Annotated in this window: 22 protein-coding genes and 1 tRNA gene; 10 read left to right on the forward strand and 13 right to left on the reverse strand. The window is 69.6% G+C overall.

Annotated features, from left to right (window positions below; translation table 11 throughout):
• Positions 1–5: 5 nt before the first annotated feature.
• On the reverse strand, positions 6–737 hold the full coding sequence (locus ACNF49_RS04980; protein WP_482942937.1) for an ABC transporter permease: 732 nt from the start codon (positions 735–737) through the stop codon (positions 6–8).
• Positions 734–1,639 carry an ABC transporter ATP-binding protein gene (locus ACNF49_RS04985; RefSeq protein ID WP_482942938.1) on the reverse strand — a complete coding sequence of 302 codons (906 nt, stop codon included), beginning with the start codon at positions 1,637–1,639 and terminating at the stop codon, positions 734–736. Before ACNF49_RS04985 ends, ACNF49_RS04980 begins: the two co-directional genes overlap by 4 nt.
• A gap of 109 nt (positions 1,640–1,748) precedes the next feature.
• Between ACNF49_RS04985 and ACNF49_RS04990 the strand changes: the two genes are divergently transcribed.
• The 3 genes from ACNF49_RS04990 (at position 1,749) to dnaN (ending at position 5,043) form a co-directional block, all read left to right on the forward strand.
• Complete coding sequence (locus ACNF49_RS04990) at positions 1,749–3,167, forward strand: sensor histidine kinase (protein ID WP_357973942.1); 1,419 nt, start codon at positions 1,749–1,751, stop codon at positions 3,165–3,167.
• On the forward strand, positions 3,167–3,820 hold the full coding sequence (locus ACNF49_RS04995) for a response regulator transcription factor (protein WP_357973939.1): 654 nt from the start codon (positions 3,167–3,169) through the stop codon (positions 3,818–3,820). Before ACNF49_RS04990 ends, ACNF49_RS04995 begins: the two co-directional genes overlap by 1 nt.
• A 125-nt stretch (positions 3,821–3,945) precedes the next feature.
• Positions 3,946–5,043 (forward strand): DNA polymerase III subunit beta, encoded by a 1,098-nt coding sequence (gene dnaN, locus ACNF49_RS05000; protein WP_482942939.1) that lies wholly within the window; start codon positions 3,946–3,948, stop codon positions 5,041–5,043.
• 7 nt (positions 5,044–5,050) lie between these two features.
• Here dnaN and ACNF49_RS05005 read toward each other — a convergent pair whose 3' ends face one another.
• Complete coding sequence (locus ACNF49_RS05005) at positions 5,051–5,506, reverse strand: MarR family winged helix-turn-helix transcriptional regulator (RefSeq protein ID WP_357973933.1); 456 nt, start codon at positions 5,504–5,506, stop codon at positions 5,051–5,053.
• 63 nt (positions 5,507–5,569) lie between these two features.
• Between ACNF49_RS05005 and ACNF49_RS05010 the strand changes: the two genes are divergently transcribed.
• Both ACNF49_RS05010 and ACNF49_RS05015 read left to right on the forward strand, forming a co-directional pair.
• A complete protein-coding gene (locus ACNF49_RS05010; RefSeq protein ID WP_357973929.1) occupies positions 5,570–5,857 on the forward strand; it encodes an antibiotic biosynthesis monooxygenase in 288 nt (95 codons plus the stop codon).
• The gene (locus ACNF49_RS05015; protein ID WP_482942940.1) at positions 5,854–6,696 is read left to right on the forward strand and encodes an SDR family oxidoreductase; all 843 of its coding nucleotides are present in this window, start codon (positions 5,854–5,856) and stop codon (positions 6,694–6,696) included. Before ACNF49_RS05010 ends, ACNF49_RS05015 begins: the two co-directional genes overlap by 4 nt.
• Positions 6,697–6,703: 7 nt before the next feature.
• Here ACNF49_RS05015 and ACNF49_RS05020 read toward each other — a convergent pair whose 3' ends face one another.
• The 5 genes from ACNF49_RS05020 to upp all read right to left on the reverse strand — a co-directional run bounded on the left by ACNF49_RS05020 (position 6,704) and on the right by upp (position 10,777).
• Complete coding sequence (locus ACNF49_RS05020; protein ID WP_352318450.1) at positions 6,704–7,378, reverse strand: FadR/GntR family transcriptional regulator; 675 nt, start codon at positions 7,376–7,378, stop codon at positions 6,704–6,706.
• 100 nt (positions 7,379–7,478) lie between these two features.
• A complete protein-coding gene (locus ACNF49_RS05025) occupies positions 7,479–8,822 on the reverse strand; it encodes a helix-turn-helix domain-containing protein (protein ID WP_482942941.1) in 1,344 nt (447 codons plus the stop codon).
• Between the two features lie 95 nt (positions 8,823–8,917).
• On the reverse strand, positions 8,918–9,451 hold the full coding sequence (locus ACNF49_RS05030; RefSeq protein WP_357973922.1) for a PH domain-containing protein: 534 nt from the start codon (positions 9,449–9,451) through the stop codon (positions 8,918–8,920).
• Positions 9,452–9,703: 252 nt separating this feature from the next.
• Complete coding sequence (locus tag ACNF49_RS05035; protein ID WP_352318442.1) at positions 9,704–9,928, reverse strand: hypothetical protein; 225 nt, start codon at positions 9,926–9,928, stop codon at positions 9,704–9,706.
• 210 nt (positions 9,929–10,138) lie between these two features.
• A complete protein-coding gene (upp, locus tag ACNF49_RS05040) occupies positions 10,139–10,777 on the reverse strand; it encodes a uracil phosphoribosyltransferase (RefSeq protein WP_357973920.1) in 639 nt (212 codons plus the stop codon).
• A gap of 149 nt (positions 10,778–10,926) precedes the next feature.
• On the opposite strand from upp, the gene ACNF49_RS05045 reads away from it, so the two are divergent.
• The 4 genes from ACNF49_RS05045 (at position 10,927) to ACNF49_RS05060 (ending at position 12,489) form a co-directional block, all read left to right on the forward strand.
• Positions 10,927–11,442: a tRNA adenosine deaminase-associated protein gene (locus ACNF49_RS05045; protein ID WP_482942942.1), complete on the forward strand. Its 516-nt coding sequence runs from the start codon at positions 10,927–10,929 to the stop codon at positions 11,440–11,442.
• 18 nt (positions 11,443–11,460) lie between these two features.
• Positions 11,461–11,937 carry a tRNA adenosine deaminase-associated protein gene (locus ACNF49_RS05050; RefSeq protein ID WP_357973916.1) on the forward strand — a complete coding sequence of 159 codons (477 nt, stop codon included), beginning with the start codon at positions 11,461–11,463 and terminating at the stop codon, positions 11,935–11,937.
• Between the two features lie 14 nt (positions 11,938–11,951).
• Positions 11,952–12,389 (forward strand): nucleoside deaminase, encoded by a 438-nt coding sequence (locus ACNF49_RS05055; protein WP_482945485.1) that lies wholly within the window; start codon positions 11,952–11,954, stop codon positions 12,387–12,389.
• Positions 12,390–12,399: 10 nt separating this feature from the next.
• Positions 12,400–12,489: transfer RNA gene (locus tag ACNF49_RS05060), tRNA-Ser, on the forward strand.
• A 39-nt stretch (positions 12,490–12,528) separates the two neighbouring features.
• On the opposite strand, the gene ACNF49_RS05065 is transcribed toward ACNF49_RS05060, so the two are convergent.
• The 4 genes from ACNF49_RS05065 to ypfJ (ACNF49_RS05080) form a co-directional block, all read right to left on the reverse strand.
• The gene (locus tag ACNF49_RS05065; protein ID WP_357973912.1) at positions 12,529–12,846 is read right to left on the reverse strand and encodes a hypothetical protein; all 318 of its coding nucleotides are present in this window, start codon (positions 12,844–12,846) and stop codon (positions 12,529–12,531) included.
• Positions 12,847–12,954: 108 nt separating this feature from the next.
• Positions 12,955–13,251: a type II toxin-antitoxin system VapB family antitoxin gene (locus ACNF49_RS05070; protein WP_352318431.1), complete on the reverse strand. Its 297-nt coding sequence runs from the start codon at positions 13,249–13,251 to the stop codon at positions 12,955–12,957.
• 45 nt (positions 13,252–13,296) lie between these two features.
• The gene (gene ypfJ, locus ACNF49_RS05075) at positions 13,297–14,154 is read right to left on the reverse strand and encodes a KPN_02809 family neutral zinc metallopeptidase (RefSeq protein ID WP_357973910.1); all 858 of its coding nucleotides are present in this window, start codon (positions 14,152–14,154) and stop codon (positions 13,297–13,299) included.
• Positions 14,155–14,207: 53 nt separating this feature from the next.
• Positions 14,208–15,167 (reverse strand): KPN_02809 family neutral zinc metallopeptidase, encoded by a 960-nt coding sequence (gene ypfJ, locus ACNF49_RS05080; RefSeq protein WP_357973908.1) that lies wholly within the window; start codon positions 15,165–15,167, stop codon positions 14,208–14,210.
• 88 nt (positions 15,168–15,255) lie between these two features.
• Here ypfJ (ACNF49_RS05080) and ACNF49_RS05085 point away from each other — a divergent pair, with 88 nt between their 5' ends.
• The gene (locus ACNF49_RS05085) at positions 15,256–15,897 is read left to right on the forward strand and encodes a LysE family translocator (protein WP_357973905.1); all 642 of its coding nucleotides are present in this window, start codon (positions 15,256–15,258) and stop codon (positions 15,895–15,897) included.
• A 7-nt stretch (positions 15,898–15,904) separates the two neighbouring features.
• Here the strand turns inward: ACNF49_RS05085 and ACNF49_RS05090 are convergent, their stop codons facing one another.
• The gene (locus tag ACNF49_RS05090) at positions 15,905–16,381 is read right to left on the reverse strand and encodes a hypothetical protein (RefSeq protein ID WP_357973902.1); all 477 of its coding nucleotides are present in this window, start codon (positions 16,379–16,381) and stop codon (positions 15,905–15,907) included.
• Positions 16,382–16,392: the final 11 nt, after the last annotated feature.

The raw sequence follows: 16,392 nt of genomic DNA on the forward strand, positions 1-16,392 counted from the left end.
GGTCCCTACTCCCACCGGAACAGCCGCACGGCCAGGCCCCCGAACACCGCCAGCCCCGCGGCCATCACCACCAGGTGCAGGAGCTGGGGGCTCTGCCCCGCCCAGGTGTCCTTGAGCGCCTGGGCGAACGGTCCGGCCACGGAGAAGTCGCTGACCTTGCGCAGGGCGTCCGGCATCATCTCGCGCGGCAGCCACATGCCCCCGACGAACATCAGCGGGAACATCACCGCCGACCCGATCCCCGAGGCCGCCTTCCCGTTGGGCGCCAGCGCCGCGATCACCAGGCCGATGGCCATCAGCGCGGCGGTGCCGAGCAGGAAGACCAGCACGAACCCGAGCCACTGCCTGGGCGCCGACGTCCCGAACGCCGCCATCCCGGCCACGATCAGCACGACCGTGGACACGGCCCCGACGGTCAGGTTGATCAGGAGCTGGACGGTCAGCAGCCGTCCTGGATGCACCGGCGTGGTGGACATGCGCCTGAGCACGCCCTGCTCCCGGTAGCCGGCCAGCACGGTGGGCAGCACGCTGCAGGCCAGCGTCAGCAGCGCGAGCAGGGTCATCATGGCCGGCATGTGGGCGTCCACCGACCGCAGCCCGGAGGTGTCGGGCTTGGTCATGTCCGGCACGCTGAGCCCCAGCACCAGCAGCAGACCGACCGGCAACCCGATGGTGAAGATCATGAACGGCCAGTCGCGCAGGTGCAGCTTGGCCTCCACGAGCAGGATCTTCGTCATGACAACTTCCTTCCGGTGAGCGCTAGGAACGCGTCGTCCAGGGTCGCCTGCTCGATGCGCAGGTCGGCGGGGATGATCTGGTGCTGGGCCAGGGCCAGCGTGACCACGTGGGCGAGGTTGCCGGTGCCGGACACCGAGACCTGCCCGCCGTGCCGGACGACCTCGCGCACCTCGGGCAGCGCCAGCAGCACGGCGTCGTCCAGCGGGCCGGAGGGGCGGAACCGTACGTGCTGCTCGGCCCCCACCTGGGCGATCAGCCCCGTGGGCGTGTCGGTGGCCACCACCTTGCCGGCGTCGATGAGCGCGAGCCGGTCGCAGAGCCGCTCGGCCTCCTCCATGAAGTGGGTGACCAGCACGATCGTCACGCCCGATTCGCGTACCTGCTCGATCAGCTCCCAGGTGTCCCTGCGGGCCTGCGGGTCGAGTCCGGTGGTCAGCTCGTCCAGCACCGCCACCCGCGGCCGGCCCACCAGCGCCAGCGCGACCGACAGCCGCTGCCGCTGGCCGCCGGAGAGGCTCTTGAAGGAGGCGTCCCGCTTGTGCGCCAGGCCGACGTGTTCGAGCAGTTCCCGCCAGTCGGCCGGTTCGGGGTAGAAGGAGGCGTACAGGTCCAGGGCCTCCCGCACCTTGATCTTCTCCGGCAGCGCGGCGCTCTGCAGCTGCATGCCGAGCACCTTGCGCAGTTCGTCCCGGTCGCGCCGCGGGTCCAGGCCCGCCACGCGTACGGTGCCGCCGTCCGCGGCGCGCATGCCCGCCACGCACTCCACGGTCGTGGTCTTGCCGGCGCCGTTGGGGCCGAGGATGCCGAAGATCTCGCCCTCGGCGACCTCGAAAGACACGTCGTCCACCGCGAGGTGGTTCGGATACTGCTTGCGCAGGTTCCGCACTTCGATCACCTTCATGGCATCGACGCTAGGAGCTGCGGGTTGTCCGGGGAATCTCGGTAGATGCCGGGCAAGGGTGTATCTAGGTGCAATGTCCCCGGCGGGGATGTTGGCGCAGACTGGGAGCATGCTTCAACGGTTCGGGCAGGTCGCGGTCTTGTTCGCGCTGCTGCTGGTCGAGGTGGCGCTGATCCCCCTGGCCGGCGCCATGATCACGCTGTCGTTCGCGCTGGGGATGGTCTTCTTCTTCCCGTGGCAGGCCAGGCTGGTCAGACGGACGGCCGAGCGCCACCGCCACCTGCTGCGCGCCTGGACCGGCGTCGAGATCGAGGCCCCCTACCTGCCCGAGCCGCCCCCGCCGGTCCCCATGGCCGACGGCCTCTACCGCGTCGACCGCACGCTGTACAAGTCGCCGCGCATGCCGGCCTGGAACGACCGGTTCAAGTGGCTGCTCACCGACCCGGCGACCTGGCGCGACACGCTCTGGCTGACGCTCGACCCGATCGTCAAGATCGGCCTGCTGCCGCTGTTCGTCCTGCTCCCGGCGCGCGGCCTGCGGCTGTACGCCCTCATGGTCCGCCTCCTGCTCGGCGCCACCTCCGCCAGCCGCCTGGCCTTCCAGGTCACCCATCTCAGGCAGGTGCGCAACCTCGCCGCCGACTCCCAGGCCGCCGAGATGCGCAGGATCGAACGCGACCTGCACGACGGCACCCAGGCCCGGCTGGTGGCCATCGGTATGACGCTGGGCGCGGTCGAGCAGCTCATCGACGACAACCCGGCCGCCGCCAAGGCCCTGCTGGCCAAGACCAGGGACGCCTCCGCCGAGACCCTGACCGAGCTGCGTACCGTCATCCGCGGCATCCACCCGCCGGTGTTGGCCGAACGCGGCCTCGCCGACGCCGTGCGCGCCCTGGCCATGGACAGCCCGCTGCGCGTCAAGGTGGACGTCGAGCTGCCCCACCGCCTGGAACCCCCGGTGGAGGCGGCGGCCTACTTCGCGATCAGCGAACTGCTCGCCAACGCCGCCCGGCACAGCGGCGCCGAGTCGGTGGCCATCGACATCAGCGTCAACGGCGCGGCCCTGCGCGTCACCGTCAGCGACGACGGCATGGGCGGCGCCGACCCGGCCAGGGGCAGCGGCCTGACCGGCATCGAACGCCGCCTGGCCGCCTTCGACGGCGTGCTCGCCCTGCACAGCCCGCCGGGCGGCCCCACCACCGTCGTCCTGGACATCCCGCACGTCCTCCCCGACCAGGCGGACCAGGCGAAGCTGCCCCCCAAGAAGGCCGCCACGATCGCCGTCCTGTACGGCACGGCCTGGTGCCCGCTCTTCCCGCAGGGCCTCGTCACGGCCATCTTCAAGGCGTTCCACATCGACGAGCGGAGCTGGTTCCTCGCCCTCTACCTGCCCGAGCCCCTGCAGTGGCCGATGATCGTGGCCAACATCGCCCTCGGGACCCTCATGTACATTGCGGCCATGCGCATCCGGCTCGTCCACAACAGAAGCCTCGTACTCGGCCGCGTCGGCGGCCTGGGGTCGTGCTGATGAAGCGGGTGCTCGTCGCCGAAGACCTCTACCTGCTCAGGGACGGCCTGGTCCATCTGCTGCAGGCGCACGGCTTCACGGTCGTCGCCGCCGTGGAGAGCGGCCCGGAGCTGCTGAAGGGCCTGCTGGAGCTGCGTCCCGACGTCTCGGTGGTCGACGTACGGCTGCCGCCCACGTTTACCGACGAGGGCCTCCAGGCCGCGCTGGCCGCCCGCGCGCAGCTGCCGGGGCTGCCCGTGCTGGTGCTGTCGCAGCACGTCGAGCAGCTCTACGCCCGCGAGCTGCTGGCCGACGGCTCGGGCGGCATCGGCTACCTGCTGAAGGACCGGGTGTTCAACGCGGAGCAGTTCGTCGACGCCGTGCGCAGGGTGGCGGAAGGCGGCACGGCGATGGACCCCGAGGTGATCGCCAAGCTGCTGGCCAGCAACGCCAGGAACGAGCCGCTGGCCGCGCTCACGCCCCGCGAGCGCGAGGTGCTGGAGGCCATGGCGGAGGGCCGCTCCAACGCCGCGATCTCCCAGCGGCTCTTCCTCAGCGAGAGCGCCGTCGCCAAGCACACGGCCGGCATCTTCGCCAAGCTCGGCCTGGCCCCCTCCGACGACGACAACCGCCGCGTCCTCGCCGTGCTCGCCTACCTGAACAGCCGCGCCTGACCGCCCTTCCGGTCCCACCAGGCCCATCGTGCACAGGGTGCCCAGCCGTGCCCGGACACAGCCGGAGTTGTCGGTGGGAGCGGCTATTTTCATAGAGGCACGGCGCGACGAAAGGGTGGATCCTCGTGAAGATCCGGGTTAACCGCGATGTACTGGCAGATGCGGTGGCATGGGCCGCCAGAGTCCTGCCCAGCCGCCCGGTGGTGCCCGTACTTTCCGGGTTGCTGCTGGAGGCGGGCGACGAGCTGACCCTGTCCGCCTTCGACTACGACGTCTCCGCGCGCGCCCTGGTCGACGCCGACGTGGCCGAGCCCGGGAGCGTGCTCATCCCCGGCCGCCTGCTCGCCGAGATCAGCCGCAGCCTGCCGGCCGAAGACGTCGAGATCGTCACCGAAGGTGCCGAGGCCGTGCTGACCTGCGGAAGCGCCGAGTTCGGGCTGATCACGATGCCGGTCGAGGACTTCCCGGCCCTGCCGACGATGCCCCCGAGCATCGGCGCGATCGGCGGCGGCGTGTTCGCCTCCGCCGTGAGCCAGGTCGCGCCCGCCGCCAGCCGCGACGACACGCTGCCGATGCTCACCGGCATCCGGGTCGACATCGAGGGCGAGTCCGTGGCGATGGCCTCCACCGACCGCTACCGCATCGCCGCCCGCGACTTCACCTGGCGTCCGGCCGCGCCCGACGTCGCCGTATCGGCCATGGTGCCGGCGAAGGTGCTGGTCGAGGTGGCCAGGTCGCTGCGCGGCGGCGAGGTGTCGGTCGCGATGGGCGACGGCGTGGCCGGGTTCGAGAGCGTCGGCCGCAGCACCACCGTGCGCCTGCTCGACGAGCAGTTCATCGACTACCGGGCCAGGCTGACCTCCGACTGGTCGATCAGGGCCGACGTCGCGGTGACGCCGTTCGTCAACGCGATCAAGCGGGTGGCCCTGGTGGCCGAGCGCAACACCGCGATCCGGCTGTCGTTCTCGCAGGGCCAGGTGCTGATCCAGGCGGGCGGCGGCGACATCGGGCGCGGCACCGAGGTGGTCCCCTGCGAGCTGCGCGGCGACGACATCCAGATCGCCTTCCAGTCGCAGTTCCTGCTCGACGGCCTGACCGGCATCGAGAGCGAGCTGGCCAGGATCAACATGGAGTCGCCGACCAGGCCCGCCCTCATCCAGGACGTGCCGGGCGACGCCCAGCCCGCCTTCCGCTACCTGGTCATGTCGCTGCGCCTGACCTGAGCGGCCGTCATTCCGCCGTGCCCGTCTGCCGCTCGGCGACCAGCTTGAAGACCCTCTTGAACTCCGCGTACGCCTGCTCGCCCACGGCCCGTGCGTGCGCGGCCTCCATCTCGGCGATGATCGCGTCCGACCTCGCCATGTGGTCCAGCGCCCTGTCCGTCGGCACGATCAGCTTGGCCCGCCGGTCCGCGGGGTCGGGCTGCCGCTCCACGTAGCCGAGCGCGACCAGCTCGTCCACCAGCGTGCCGATCACCTGCTTGTGCTGCCCCGACTGCGCGGCCAGGTCGGTCGCCCTGCTGCCCTCCTCGTCCAGGTAGGCCAGCACGGCGCCGTGCCGCGGCCGCAGCCCCGGATGCCCCTGCTCGGCCAGCTTGGCGAACAGGTCGCGCTGCAGGGCGAAGAGCGTGCGCCCCGCCAGGACCCCGAGATCTGGTTCGTCCTGCTTGCGATGACTCCTGCGCACGTGTCGGCCCTCCAATTAGTCACTAATTTTGACTGTCACTGATTCTTACTATATTGTCATGCCATGACCACGACGGTGGAACTCACCAGATTCAGAGTGTCCCCGGAACGCGCCGACCAGTTGCTGGCGGCCCGTCCGGGCATGCTCGCCGACTTCACGGCCGACCGCGCCGGCTTCCTCGGCGCCCGGCTGGTCCGCCTGTCCGACGACGAATGGCTGGACGTCGTCGACTGGCGCTCGGGCGACGACTTCGCCGCCTCCCGTGCCAAGGGCGCGAACCTGCCCGGCATCCAGAAGTTCTTCGACCTGATCGACGAGTTGATCTCCGCAGAAGAAGGGACATTGCGATGACCATCCTGATCACCGGTGCCACCGGCACCGTCTCCGGGGCCGTGCTGAAGTCGCTGGGCGACCTGAGCGACGTGCGCGTCCTGGTGCGTGACGCGGCCAAGGCCCCCGAGGGCGTCGAGGTGGCCGTCGGCGACCTCGACCAGCCCGCCACGCTCGACGCCGCCTTCGAGGGGGTCGACACCCTGTGGCTGCTGACCGCCATGGGCCCCCAGGCGCCGCATGCGAGCATGAACGCCCTCTGGGCGGCCCGGAAGGCGGGGGTGCGTCACGTCGTGCGCCTGTCGGCCATCGGAGCCGCTCACGACGCCCCCACGCGCAACGGCCGCCTGCATGCCCTGTCGGACGTCGAACTGGCCGCCTCGGGCCTCGACTGGACCGTCATCCGCCCGGCCTTCTTCATGCAGAACCTGTTCGGCTCGGTCGCCGGCGACACCCTCTACGGCGGCACGGGCGAGGGCCGGATCGGGCTGATCGACGTCCGCGACATCGGCGACTTCGCCGCCGCGGTGCTGCGCGACCCGGCCTCCCACAAGGGCCGCACCTACACGCTCACCGGCCCGGCCAGCATCTCGATGGGGGAGGCGGCCACCGCCCTGACCGACGTCTACGGCACGCCGATCGCCTACCAGCCCGTCGCCCCCGACGACGCCTACCGCTCGATGATCGACGCCGGCCTGCGCGAATGGGACGCGGCCGTCACCAGGGAGTACCTCACGGCGTACACCGCGAACTGGGGGAACTTCACGACGACGGCCTTCACCGACGTGACCGGGCGCCCGGGCCGCACCTTCACCGAGTTCGCCAAGGACCATGCGGCCGAGCTGCGCCCCGCCGCCTGAGGGCCGGTCAGGAGTCGGTGAGGGCGATGAGGATGTGCTCCATGCAGGCGTGCCCGGCCCGCTCGGCCGCGGTGGCGTCGCCGGCCGCGATGGCGCGGGCGATGGCGTCGTGCGGGATGTAGCTCTTGTTGAACGACGTGCCCGCGGCCGTGATGCTGGCCCGCAGGGCCGCCGAGAAGTCCTCGTAGAGGTCGATGAGCACGAGGTTGTGGGTGGCGTGCGCGACCGCCATGTGGAAGGCGAGGTCGGCCTCGACGAAGAAGTCGGGGTCGTCCAGCTCCCAGGCGCGGTCGCGTTCGGCCAGCGCGGCCTCGATGCGGCGGATGTCCTCATCGGTGCGGCGGGTCGCGGCCAGCCGGGCGGACTCGACCTCCAGCGCGCGCCGCACCTCAAGGATCTCCAGCTGCTCGGCCTGGCGCAGCCGGCGCAGCATCGCCCCGGACAGCTCGCTGGTCGCCCGGACGTAAGTGCCGTCCCCCTGACGGCACTCGAGCAGCCCGGCGTGCGTCAACGCGCGCACGGCCTCGCGAACGGTGTTGCGTCCCACCCCGAGCTGCTCGGCGAGCACGGTCTCGGTGGGGATCTTGCCGTTCATCTGCCACGACCCTGAGGTGATCTGCTCCTTGAGCTGATCGATCACCTGGTCGACGAGCGAAGCCCGCTGCGCCGTACGCAGACTCACAGTCCGCCTCCTCCGGGGAAACCAATCATCCTATGAGTCAATGACTGGTCGACCCTAATTATTCCAGACTCAAAAGTCCAAATCTGGAGCTCCCGGAGGTTCAGTGCGCGACCGTGGCCTCGACCGTCACCCCTGCCAACGCGGAGCGAACTCCGGCAGCTTCAAGGGCTTTACGATATGCGGCGGTCTGCTGTGCTCTTTCCCCGACCCTGCCATAGAGGTCACCCAGCTCGCGCCAGCAGCGGGCGGCCTGCCTGTCGGACCCGAACACCGGACGGTCGAGCGAGTCGAGCATCTCGTGCGCGGTGCGCAGCTGCGTCGTGGCACTGCCGTCGAGGTCGAGCGCGACCGTGGCGAGCACGAGGTTCGCCTCGGCCGGCGTGGTGCCCGAACCGTCGTGGGCCAGCCCCAGCGCCGTGGTGGCCAGCTCGGCGGCACCCGCCTGGTCGCCCGCCCGCAGCCGCACCCGAGCGTGCGCGACCAGGCTCTCGCCGTGCTCGCGGACGCTGCCGGGGGAGGACGCGAAGGCGCGCGACGCCGCGGCGGCCAGCCGCTCGGCCTCGTCGAGCGGCGCGGTGACCAGCCTGGACCAGTGCATGGCCGCCCGCGCGAGCTGCAGCGCGAGCCGGGACTGACGGCCCGCCATGATGGCGTCGTCGGCCAGGCGCACGGCCAGCGCGGAGTCCTCGCCGGCGGCGGCGGCGGAGCTCGCCTGCCACAGGGCGTGGATCTCCTCGGAACGGTCCATAACTTCAGGAACGCCGCTGTTGTCCAGCACCCGCTTGACGTACTCGAGTTCGGGGGAGTCGCCCTGACGCTCGCTGCGCGCCTCGACCAGAGCGGTGGCCAGGTCGACCGCGATCTCGCCCTGCGAGATGGACAGCCGCTCGGCCTGCTCCAGCGCGGACGCGGCCAGGTCACGGGCCCTCAGCCGGTCGCCGGCCCGCTGGTAGCAGCGGCTCAGCGCGATCGTGAGCGGCAGGTCGGCCAGGCGCTCGGGATGCGCGGCGGCCTCCCTGCGCAGCCGTTCGAACGCCTCGACGGCCTGACCGAGACGCCCCTGGACCTCCAGCGCACGGGCCCGGCCGAAGCGGGCGTGCGCGGTGAGCATGGCGTTCTCCTCGTCGGCCGCCTTCACGATCTCCGTGAAGCGGTCGGCCGCCACCGCGGGGTCGCCGTGCTGCAGCTCAAGCTCGGCATGGCGAAGGCCCAGCTCGGTGTCGATGCGCTGGCGCGGCTCGATGCCGTGCAGGAGGAACTCGGTGGTGCATCCCAGCCGCTCGGCGAGGAGGCGGGCCACGACAGGAGTCGGCGTACGCTTGCCCGACTCGATGAGCGAGACATAACTGTCAGACAGGTCGGGTCCGGCCAACTGGGCCTGGGACATCCGCCTGTTCAGCCGCAGTCCACGGACGCGGTCACCGATGGTTCCCTGACTCGGCATCTCATCTCTCAAGGCGGGGAAGGGTCAACAACACGCAATGATTGCATGAAGTAGCCGAATCTGGTATCCCCGCGTGAAGAATTTGCCACGCGGGATTAATCGTCGCTCTCGTCCTTGCTGGGGAAAAGCATCTGGCAGACCTCCAGGTAGAGGGTCTCCGGATACGGAATGTACTCGACCGTTGACAGAGCCTGGTCCTGACCAGCGGACTCGAGGATGAACTCGCCGTAACCGAGCATGCGGCCCAGGAGAGATCGCTGGAAGCTCATGTCGGTGACCTTGCCGAGCGGCATCATCGCGACCTTGCGCGTGATCAACCCCGTGGTGAGCAACATCCGCTTGGACGTCACCACAAAGTAATCGACCGACCACTCCGCGACTTTCCACACGAACCGCACGAGCAGCAGCAGCCACAGCCACCACACCACGACGAGCGCCGTGCCGCCGGACTCCCCTCCACCGAAGAACTTGCTGAGGAGCCCGGCGATGATCAGGCCGCCGAAGACCTCGGCGACCGGACGCAGCAGCACGGCGGGATGACGCCGCACCATGATGACCTGTTGTTCATTGGGGAGGAGGTAGCGGTTGACCGACGACGGAGCAGAGTCCCCGTGGGTCACCAGTCTCATGCGAGGTTGTTCACAAATTGGGCCAGAGAGTCGGCCGCGTTGAACACTGTGTCGAACGCCCCCTTCACCGCGTCTGCGGCATCAGCTGGTCGTGCGAACAGGTAGTACGCCACAAATGCGATCCCACTGTATGTGAGGACTTTTTTGACCTGCACTGTCGCCTCCGTGCCACTAACCCACTCCACCCGCCGTATACATTACCCACCCGGTAGCCGGGGTAAAGGTAACTTGGCGGGTTAGTTTTGATCTTGCTTAGCCACGTTCGCTGGCGACCAGCGCCAGGACGTGAAGGTGCTTCCGGGCGATGCGCTCCACAAGGCTCGGATGCGCATAGCCGGTTACCTCCAGCGCGCCGTAGTGCGCTGCTTCCACACAGCGCGTTACGGTGGTGGAGGAATGCACGCCGGCGAACTCGTCGCGCAGCGCGGCCTCGACCTCCGCGTACGGGGTCGGGTCGGCCTCGGTGTGCTCGCTCATGCGCCCTCCTGTGCCGGTCGCATGAGACGGGGCACTGCTGTTGCCGGTCGCTCGCTCGTTCACGAGGACTCCTCGGCACCGGGCATGTCGCTCATCGTGCTTCCCCCACGCGCATGCGGAAGTTCCCTTCCTGTCTCTTCGTACCCACCCAACCACAGTATGTAACGAAGTGACGACCCAGCGTAAGGAGAAGGGGAGCCGATGGAAGGGTCAGACCACGCCGTAGAGGCGGTCGCCGGCGTCGCCGAGGCCCGGGACGATGTAGCCGCTCTCGTTGAGCCGCTCGTCGAGGGCGGCGGTGACCACGCGGATGGGCTTGCCCGAGTTGGCGAACACCTTGTCCATGTACGCCAGACCCTCGGGGGCGGCCAGCAGGCAGATGGCCGTGACGTCGACCGCGCCCCGGTCGAACAGGAACTGCACGGCCGCGGCGAGCGTGCCGCCGGTGGCGAGCATCGGGTCGACGACGAAGCACTGACGCCCGGACAGGTCGTCGGGCAGGCGGGTGGCGTACGTCTCGGCCTGGAGGGTGGACTCGTTGCGGATCATGCCGAGGAAGCCGACCTCGGCGGTGGGCAGCAGCCGGGTCATGCCGTCGAGCATGCCGAGCCCGGCGCGCAGGATGGGCACGACCAGCGGCTGGGGCTTGGCCAGGCGCACCCCGTGGGCGGGGGAGACCGGGGTCTGGACGGTCACGTCGGTGACCCGGACGTCGCGCGTCGCCTCGTACGCCAGCAGCGTCACCAGCTCGTCCGCGAGCCTGCGGAAGGTCGGCGAGTCGGTGCGGACATCGCGCAGCGTGGTGAGCTTGTGGGCCACGAGCGGATGGTCGACGACGAGGGTTTCCATAGAGGCCAACGGTATCCGGTGGACGGAGTGGTGGCATCCCGGGCCTTTGGTTTTGATCACAATTTGGTCGGAGAAGCACACGCCGCGTGGCCTGTTCTGGAACGATTGGGGTCTGGTACGAACCTGTCGTGTCAGAGGCTCGGGTGGGGATGGCGATGACAGACGAAGATGCGCTCGACTTCGCCATAGTGATTTACCGCGAGGACGAGCGGTGGCACGCTGAGCTGCTGCCCGTCACGCTCACGTCCGACCTCCAGGGCCTGATCCAGGCCCTCAGGCAGCAGCCGAGCGAGAGCGGCACCATCGGCCTGATCGCCGTCGGCGACGAGTTCTTCGTGGCGCTGCGCGTGCTCGGCGACCGCGTCGACGTCTTCCTGTCCGACATCGCCGCCTCCTGGGACTTCCCGCTAGCCCGCCAGGTGCTGCACTACCTCGACGTGCCGGTCCCCGACGAGGAGGAGCTCGACGAGATCCTCCAGGACGAGGAGACCGTGCTGCCGGCGGGAGATCTGTCGATCTTCGCCGATCTCGGATTGGACGAGATGGAGCTGGGCATCCTCTCCGGCGACATCGATCTCCTCCCCGAAGATGTGCTGTCCAGCATCGCCGCGCGGCTCGGCTTCTCCGAGCCGTTCGAGCGTGCCATCGAATCGGTCTTCGGCTGACCCCCCTGGAGTGCGGGCATGGCGTCCAACACCTTCTCTGCGGCTTTTGTCAGGACTTCTGACGGCTGGACCGGCGCAGAGGTCGATCTGCGGGACGCGGAGATCGTCGACGACTTCGGTGACGCCGTCATCGAGACCCTGGGCCTGACGGGCGACGAGCTGGCCCTGCTCTGCGTCGAGGTCGAGGACGAATGGTTCGCGATCGCCCGCTACCGCGGCGAGGACGAGCCCCGGGTGTTCCTGTCGGACGTGCACGCGATCACCTCCAACAGCATGGGCGAGTTGTTCGCCGAGTTCGCCGGCGCGGCCCCCGACAAGGAGGGCAACGGGCTCGGCGTGCGTCCCGCCGGTGACTTCGAGCTGCTCAGCGACCTCGGCGTGAGCTCGGAGGAGCTGCTGGAGCTGAGCATGGAGGAGGGCCTGCTGCCCGCCGACATCCTCTCGGTGATCGCCGAACGGCTGTCGTTCGCCGACGAGCTCGACCGGTTGCGTTGACCCACGAGGAAGCGATGCGCCTGGCCCTGGCCGAGGCCGTCGCGGCCGGCGGCAGGGGCGAGATCCCCGTCGGCGCCGTCGTGCTCGGCCCGCTCGGCGAGGTGCTGGCCGCGGCGGGCAACGACCGCGAGTCCGCCGCCGATCCCACCGCGCACGCCGAGGTGCTCGCGCTCAGGCGGGCCGCCGCGCTGCGCGGGCAGTGGCGGCTGAGCGGCTGCACGCTGGTGGTCACGCTGGAGCCGTGCACGATGTGCGCCGGCGCGTCCGTGCTCGCCCGGGTCGACCGGATCGTGTACGGCGCCGTCGACGCGAAGGCCGGCGCCGTGGGCTCGCTCTGGGACGTCGTACGCGACCGGAGGCTCAACCATCGGCCCGAGGTCGTCATGGGCGTCTTGGCCGGAGAATGCTCTGCCGTCCTGAAGGAGTTCTTCGCTACTCGGAGAATCCGGTAAGCTCGTCCGCGGTGGTGTCGCCTAGTGGCCGAGGGCGCACGCCTCGAAAGCGTGTGATGGGGCAACTCATCCGTGGGTTCAAATCCCACCACCACCGCCATCGGGCCTCCGACGACCTCGGAGGCCCTTTTCTTTGCCCTCAGGGCTGCTGGGTGGGCCCGTCGGCCGGCGGATTCAGGTTGAGCTGGATGTCCGGCGGGCTGTCCTCGACGACCTGCGTCTGGACCGTCTCGCCGACGCGGGCCTCCGGGCGGCCGTCGTCGGTCAGGACGAAGAACAGCGCGCCGCAGGCGCTCAGGAGCAGCAGCGGCAGCCCGATGGCCAGCAGCACGATCAGGTTGCGATTGTCGAGCGGCTCGGGCTCCTCGACGTACTCGTGCGCCGGCGGCTGCGAGTAGTAGGGCGGCGGACCGTATCCGGGTGGTGGCCACGACCCGTGTGGCGGTGGATACGACACGGCATTCTCCGAACGATGTTGAAAGACGCGGACGTGACACACGGCACGTCGATCAGGTTGACACATGAAAAGGGAGCCGCGAATGGCGGCTCCCTTTTTCGGCGCGTTTCAGTTGGGCAGATCCAGGACCCTGGCGTGCAGGATCGACCGTTGGTGCAGGGCCGCGCGCAGGGCCCGGTGGAGGCCGTCCTCCAGATAGAGCTCGCCCTGCCACTGCACCACGTGCGGGAACAGGTCGCCGTAGAAAGTGGAGTCGGCGGCGAGCAACGAGTGCAGGTCCAGCATGGCCTTCGTGGTGATCAACGAGTCGAGCCGGACCTGCCTGGGAGGGATCTGCGCCCACTCTCGGTTCGTCAGACCGTGTTCGGGATAAGGGCGTCCGTCGCCGACGAGCTTGAAGATCACCCACCTCATTTTAGGAGAGAATTCGAGCTGCTGCGTTGTCGGGGGCTATCGGCCCAGCTCAGACTGTTCACAGTCGCCCGGTCGGCCGTTTTGGTAGCCGCGCTGGAAGGCGTTGACGCGTTGCTCGGACGAGCCGTGGGTAAACGATTCGGGATCGATTCTGCCGCTCGTGCGTTGCTGGATTCTGTCGTCGCCCACGGCGGCCGCGGCGTCCAGGGCCTCGGCGATTTCCGTCTGGGTGAACGGCTTTTCGTAGAAGCCGGTGCGGACGGCGTTGTGCGCCCAGACGCCCGCGTAACAGTCGGCCTGGAGCTCGACGGGGACCGAGCTGCCGGTGTCCGACTGGAGGGCGCCGCGCAGGTCCTGGACGTGATGGCCGTATTCGTGGGCGATCACGTACGCCTGGGCGAAGGGGCCGCCCTTGGCGCCGAACTGGCTGTGGAGCTGGTCGAAGAAGCTCAGGTCGAGGTAGACGCGCTGGTCGCTCGGGCAGTAGAACGGCCCGACGGCGGAGCTGGCCGCGCCGCAGCCGGTACGGAGGCTGCCGGAGTACAGGACCGTCTTCGACGGCCGGTAGTCGGAGATCTCCTGCTTCCAGTAGTCCTGGATGCTGTTGACCACGCCCACGACGCGGCACTTCTCCGACTGGTCGGCGTCCTTGCCCGTCTTGCACTCCTCGGCGAGTTTGGCCGGGGGTTGCTTCTGCGCCGGCTCGCCGCCGCCGTCCCCGCCGCCCAGGTTGTTGAGCACGAAGACCAGCACTAAGGCGATCAGGCCGACGATGCCGCCGCCCCCGAGGACCATGCCGCCGGGGAAGCCGCCGCCCGAGAACCCGCCGCCACCGCGACCGCCGACGTCCTCGACCTGCGACGAGTCGAGGTTGACGTCGTCCTTGAAATCCATATCTGACGTCCCTTCTGGGTGCTGCCCGCTAGAGGACTTCCCCAGGAGGGCGCCTAGATGCCATTCGAGAAGGTGTCACATCTGTCCGGGAGGCCGCTGTCGTACCCGACGCTGAACCACTTCTCGCGTTGCTGCGAGGTGCCGTGGGTGAACGCGTCAGGCGTGACGCGGCCCTGCGAGCGGCGCTGGATGCTGTCGTCGCCGACCGCCGCGGCGGCGTCGAGGGCCTGGTTGATGTCGGCCTGCGTGAACGGCTCGCGGTAGAAGCCCGTCTTGACCGCGTTGTGCGCCCAGACGCCGGCGTAGCAGTCGGCCTGCAGCTCCAGGCGCACGGACGCGCTGCCGGCGCCCGGCCTGCTGTTGTTGCCGACCTTGTCCATGGTGCCGAGCAGGTTCTGGACGTGGTGGCCGTACTCGTGGGCGACCACGTACGCCTGGGCGAACGGGCCGCCCTCGGCGCCGAAGTCGCGCTGGAGCGTGTCGAAGAAGGCCAGGTCCAGGTAGACCTTGCGGTCGGGCGGGCAGTAGAACGGGCCCACGGCCGAGTCGGCGGGGCCGCAGCCGGTGTTCACGGCCCGCGAGAACAGCACGGTCTTGGCCGGCGTGTACTGCTTGTCGCGTTCCTTGAACTCCTGCCGCCAGTAGGACTGGATGCTGTTCACCGTGCCGACGATCCGGCAGTCCTCCGCCTGGTCGGCGTCGGCGCCCGTACGGCAGCGTTCGGCCAGGTTGCCGCTGGGGGAGAGCTGGCCGGGGGCGCTCGGGTAGCGTCCGCCGCCCTGCTCGCCGCCCTCGTCGCCGCTGAACGGCGTGGGGGCGAGCTTGAACAGGAACAGCCCGGCCACCGCCAGGACCAGCAGCAGGCAGCCGCCGCCACGGCCGCCGATGGGCAACATGCAGCCGCCGCCCGGCATCCCGCCCCAGCCGCCACCGCCCCGGCCGGGCTGGGAGCCGGAGGCCCGGACGTCCTCGACCTGTGAGGGGTCGAGGGGCGCGTCATCGTCGAACTGCATGCCCTGTGTCATCCCCCGTAGTCGGGTGATTACGCAAGGCAATGTATGGGACTGGGATTTTCTGCGACTTGTCAGCTAATCTGCCGCCATGACGGGTGGCTTGGTGGGGATCGCGCTGGTGTCCCTGGGCATGGTTCTGACGCCCGGACCGAACATGATCTATCTGGTCTCCCGCTCGATCAGCCAGGGGCGTCGTGCCGGGCTGATCTCGCTCGTCGGCGTCGCGCTGGGGTTCATGGCGTACCTGACGGCGACGTGCCTCGGGCTGACGGCCGTGTTCGCGTACGTGCCGGTGGCCTACACGGCGCTGAAGCTGGCCGGGGCCGCGTACCTGCTCTGGATGGCCTGGAACGCGGTCAGGCCCGGCGGCGCCTCGGTCTTCCAGCCGCGCGAGCTGGCGGTCGAGAGGCCGCGGAAACTGTTCGCCATGGGGCTGTTCACCTGCCTGCTGAACCCGAAGATCGCGATCCTGTACCTGTCGCTGCTGCCGCAGTTCATCGACCCCGCCATGGGGCACGTGCTGCTGCAGAGCCTCGCGCTCGGCTCGGTGCAGATCGCGATCGGCACGCTGGTCAACGCGCTGATCGCGATCTCGGCCGGCGGCCTCGCCGCCTTCCTCGCACGCCGTCCGGTGTGGCTGCGGGTGCAGCGGTACGCGATGGGCACCGTGCTCGGCATCTTCGCCGTACGGATGGTCGCCGACCGCTCCAAGGCGCTCGTACCGGCCTGAACGGGCGCTACTGGCTCACCTGGGCCCTGAAACGCTCGTGGGCCGCCTGCTTGGAGATCCCCATGGCCTCCCCGATCTCCGCCCAGGAGGCGCCGTTGTCCCGCGCCCCGGCGACCGCCTGGTCGAGCAGCGTCCGCTGCCAGCTCTCCACCTGGGACAGCAGGGTGAGCGCGGCCAGCGGCCGGTCGGCCGCGAGCTTGACGACCTGCTCGCACAGCAGGTTCGACCTGGTCACCAGCCAGCCGGGCGGGGCGGCGGCGAGCAGCGGCGGCGTGTGCCTGCTCCACCACCGGTACTCCGCCTCCTTGGCCCCCTCCGGCGTCGCCGGATACCGCCGCCGATCGGTCCATCCGCACGAACAGGCGGCCTGGTACCCGACGAACGTCCTGGTGAAGGCGCTGGACGACGAGGCCAGCTCGCCGTCGGGCAGAACGGGCGCGACGAACCCCTCGTGCCCGGGAAGATCGGCAGTGCTCAAAGTCATAACCGTCAAGA

It is taken from the genome of Actinomadura sp. ATCC 39365, assembly GCF_054392275.1.

Coding starts and splice junctions, on each gene's coding strand:
- ACNF49_RS04980 (WP_482942937.1), bottom strand. CDS start 737: ATGACGAAGATCCTGCTCGTGGAGGCCAAGCTGCACCTGCGCGACTGG.
- ACNF49_RS04985 (WP_482942938.1), bottom strand. CDS start 1,639: ATGAAGGTGATCGAAGTGCGGAACCTGCGCAAGCAGTATCCGAACCAC.
- ACNF49_RS04990 (WP_357973942.1), top strand. CDS start 1,749: ATGCTTCAACGGTTCGGGCAGGTCGCGGTCTTGTTCGCGCTGCTGCTG.
- ACNF49_RS04995 (WP_357973939.1), top strand. CDS start 3,167: ATGAAGCGGGTGCTCGTCGCCGAAGACCTCTACCTGCTCAGGGACGGC.
- ACNF49_RS05010 (WP_357973929.1), top strand. CDS start 5,570: ATGACCACGACGGTGGAACTCACCAGATTCAGAGTGTCCCCGGAACGC.
- ACNF49_RS05015 (WP_482942940.1), top strand. CDS start 5,854: ATGACCATCCTGATCACCGGTGCCACCGGCACCGTCTCCGGGGCCGTG.
- ACNF49_RS05025 (WP_482942941.1), bottom strand. CDS start 8,822: ATGCCGAGTCAGGGAACCATCGGTGACCGCGTCCGTGGACTGCGGCTG.
- ACNF49_RS05030 (WP_357973922.1), bottom strand. CDS start 9,451: ATGAGACTGGTGACCCACGGGGACTCTGCTCCGTCGTCGGTCAACCGC.
- ACNF49_RS05035 (WP_352318442.1), bottom strand. CDS start 9,928: ATGAGCGAGCACACCGAGGCCGACCCGACCCCGTACGCGGAGGTCGAG.
- upp (WP_357973920.1), bottom strand. CDS start 10,777: ATGGAAACCCTCGTCGTCGACCATCCGCTCGTGGCCCACAAGCTCACC.
- ACNF49_RS05045 (WP_482942942.1), top strand. CDS start 10,927: ATGGCGATGACAGACGAAGATGCGCTCGACTTCGCCATAGTGATTTAC.
- ACNF49_RS05050 (WP_357973916.1), top strand. CDS start 11,461: ATGGCGTCCAACACCTTCTCTGCGGCTTTTGTCAGGACTTCTGACGGC.
- ACNF49_RS05055 (WP_482945485.1), top strand. CDS start 11,952: ATGCGCCTGGCCCTGGCCGAGGCCGTCGCGGCCGGCGGCAGGGGCGAG.
- ypfJ (WP_357973910.1), bottom strand. CDS start 14,154: ATGGATTTCAAGGACGACGTCAACCTCGACTCGTCGCAGGTCGAGGAC.
- ypfJ (WP_357973908.1), bottom strand. CDS start 15,167: ATGCAGTTCGACGATGACGCGCCCCTCGACCCCTCACAGGTCGAGGAC.
- ACNF49_RS05085 (WP_357973905.1), top strand. CDS start 15,256: ATGACGGGTGGCTTGGTGGGGATCGCGCTGGTGTCCCTGGGCATGGTT.
- ACNF49_RS05090 (WP_357973902.1), bottom strand. CDS start 16,381: ATGACTTTGAGCACTGCCGATCTTCCCGGGCACGAGGGGTTCGTCGCG.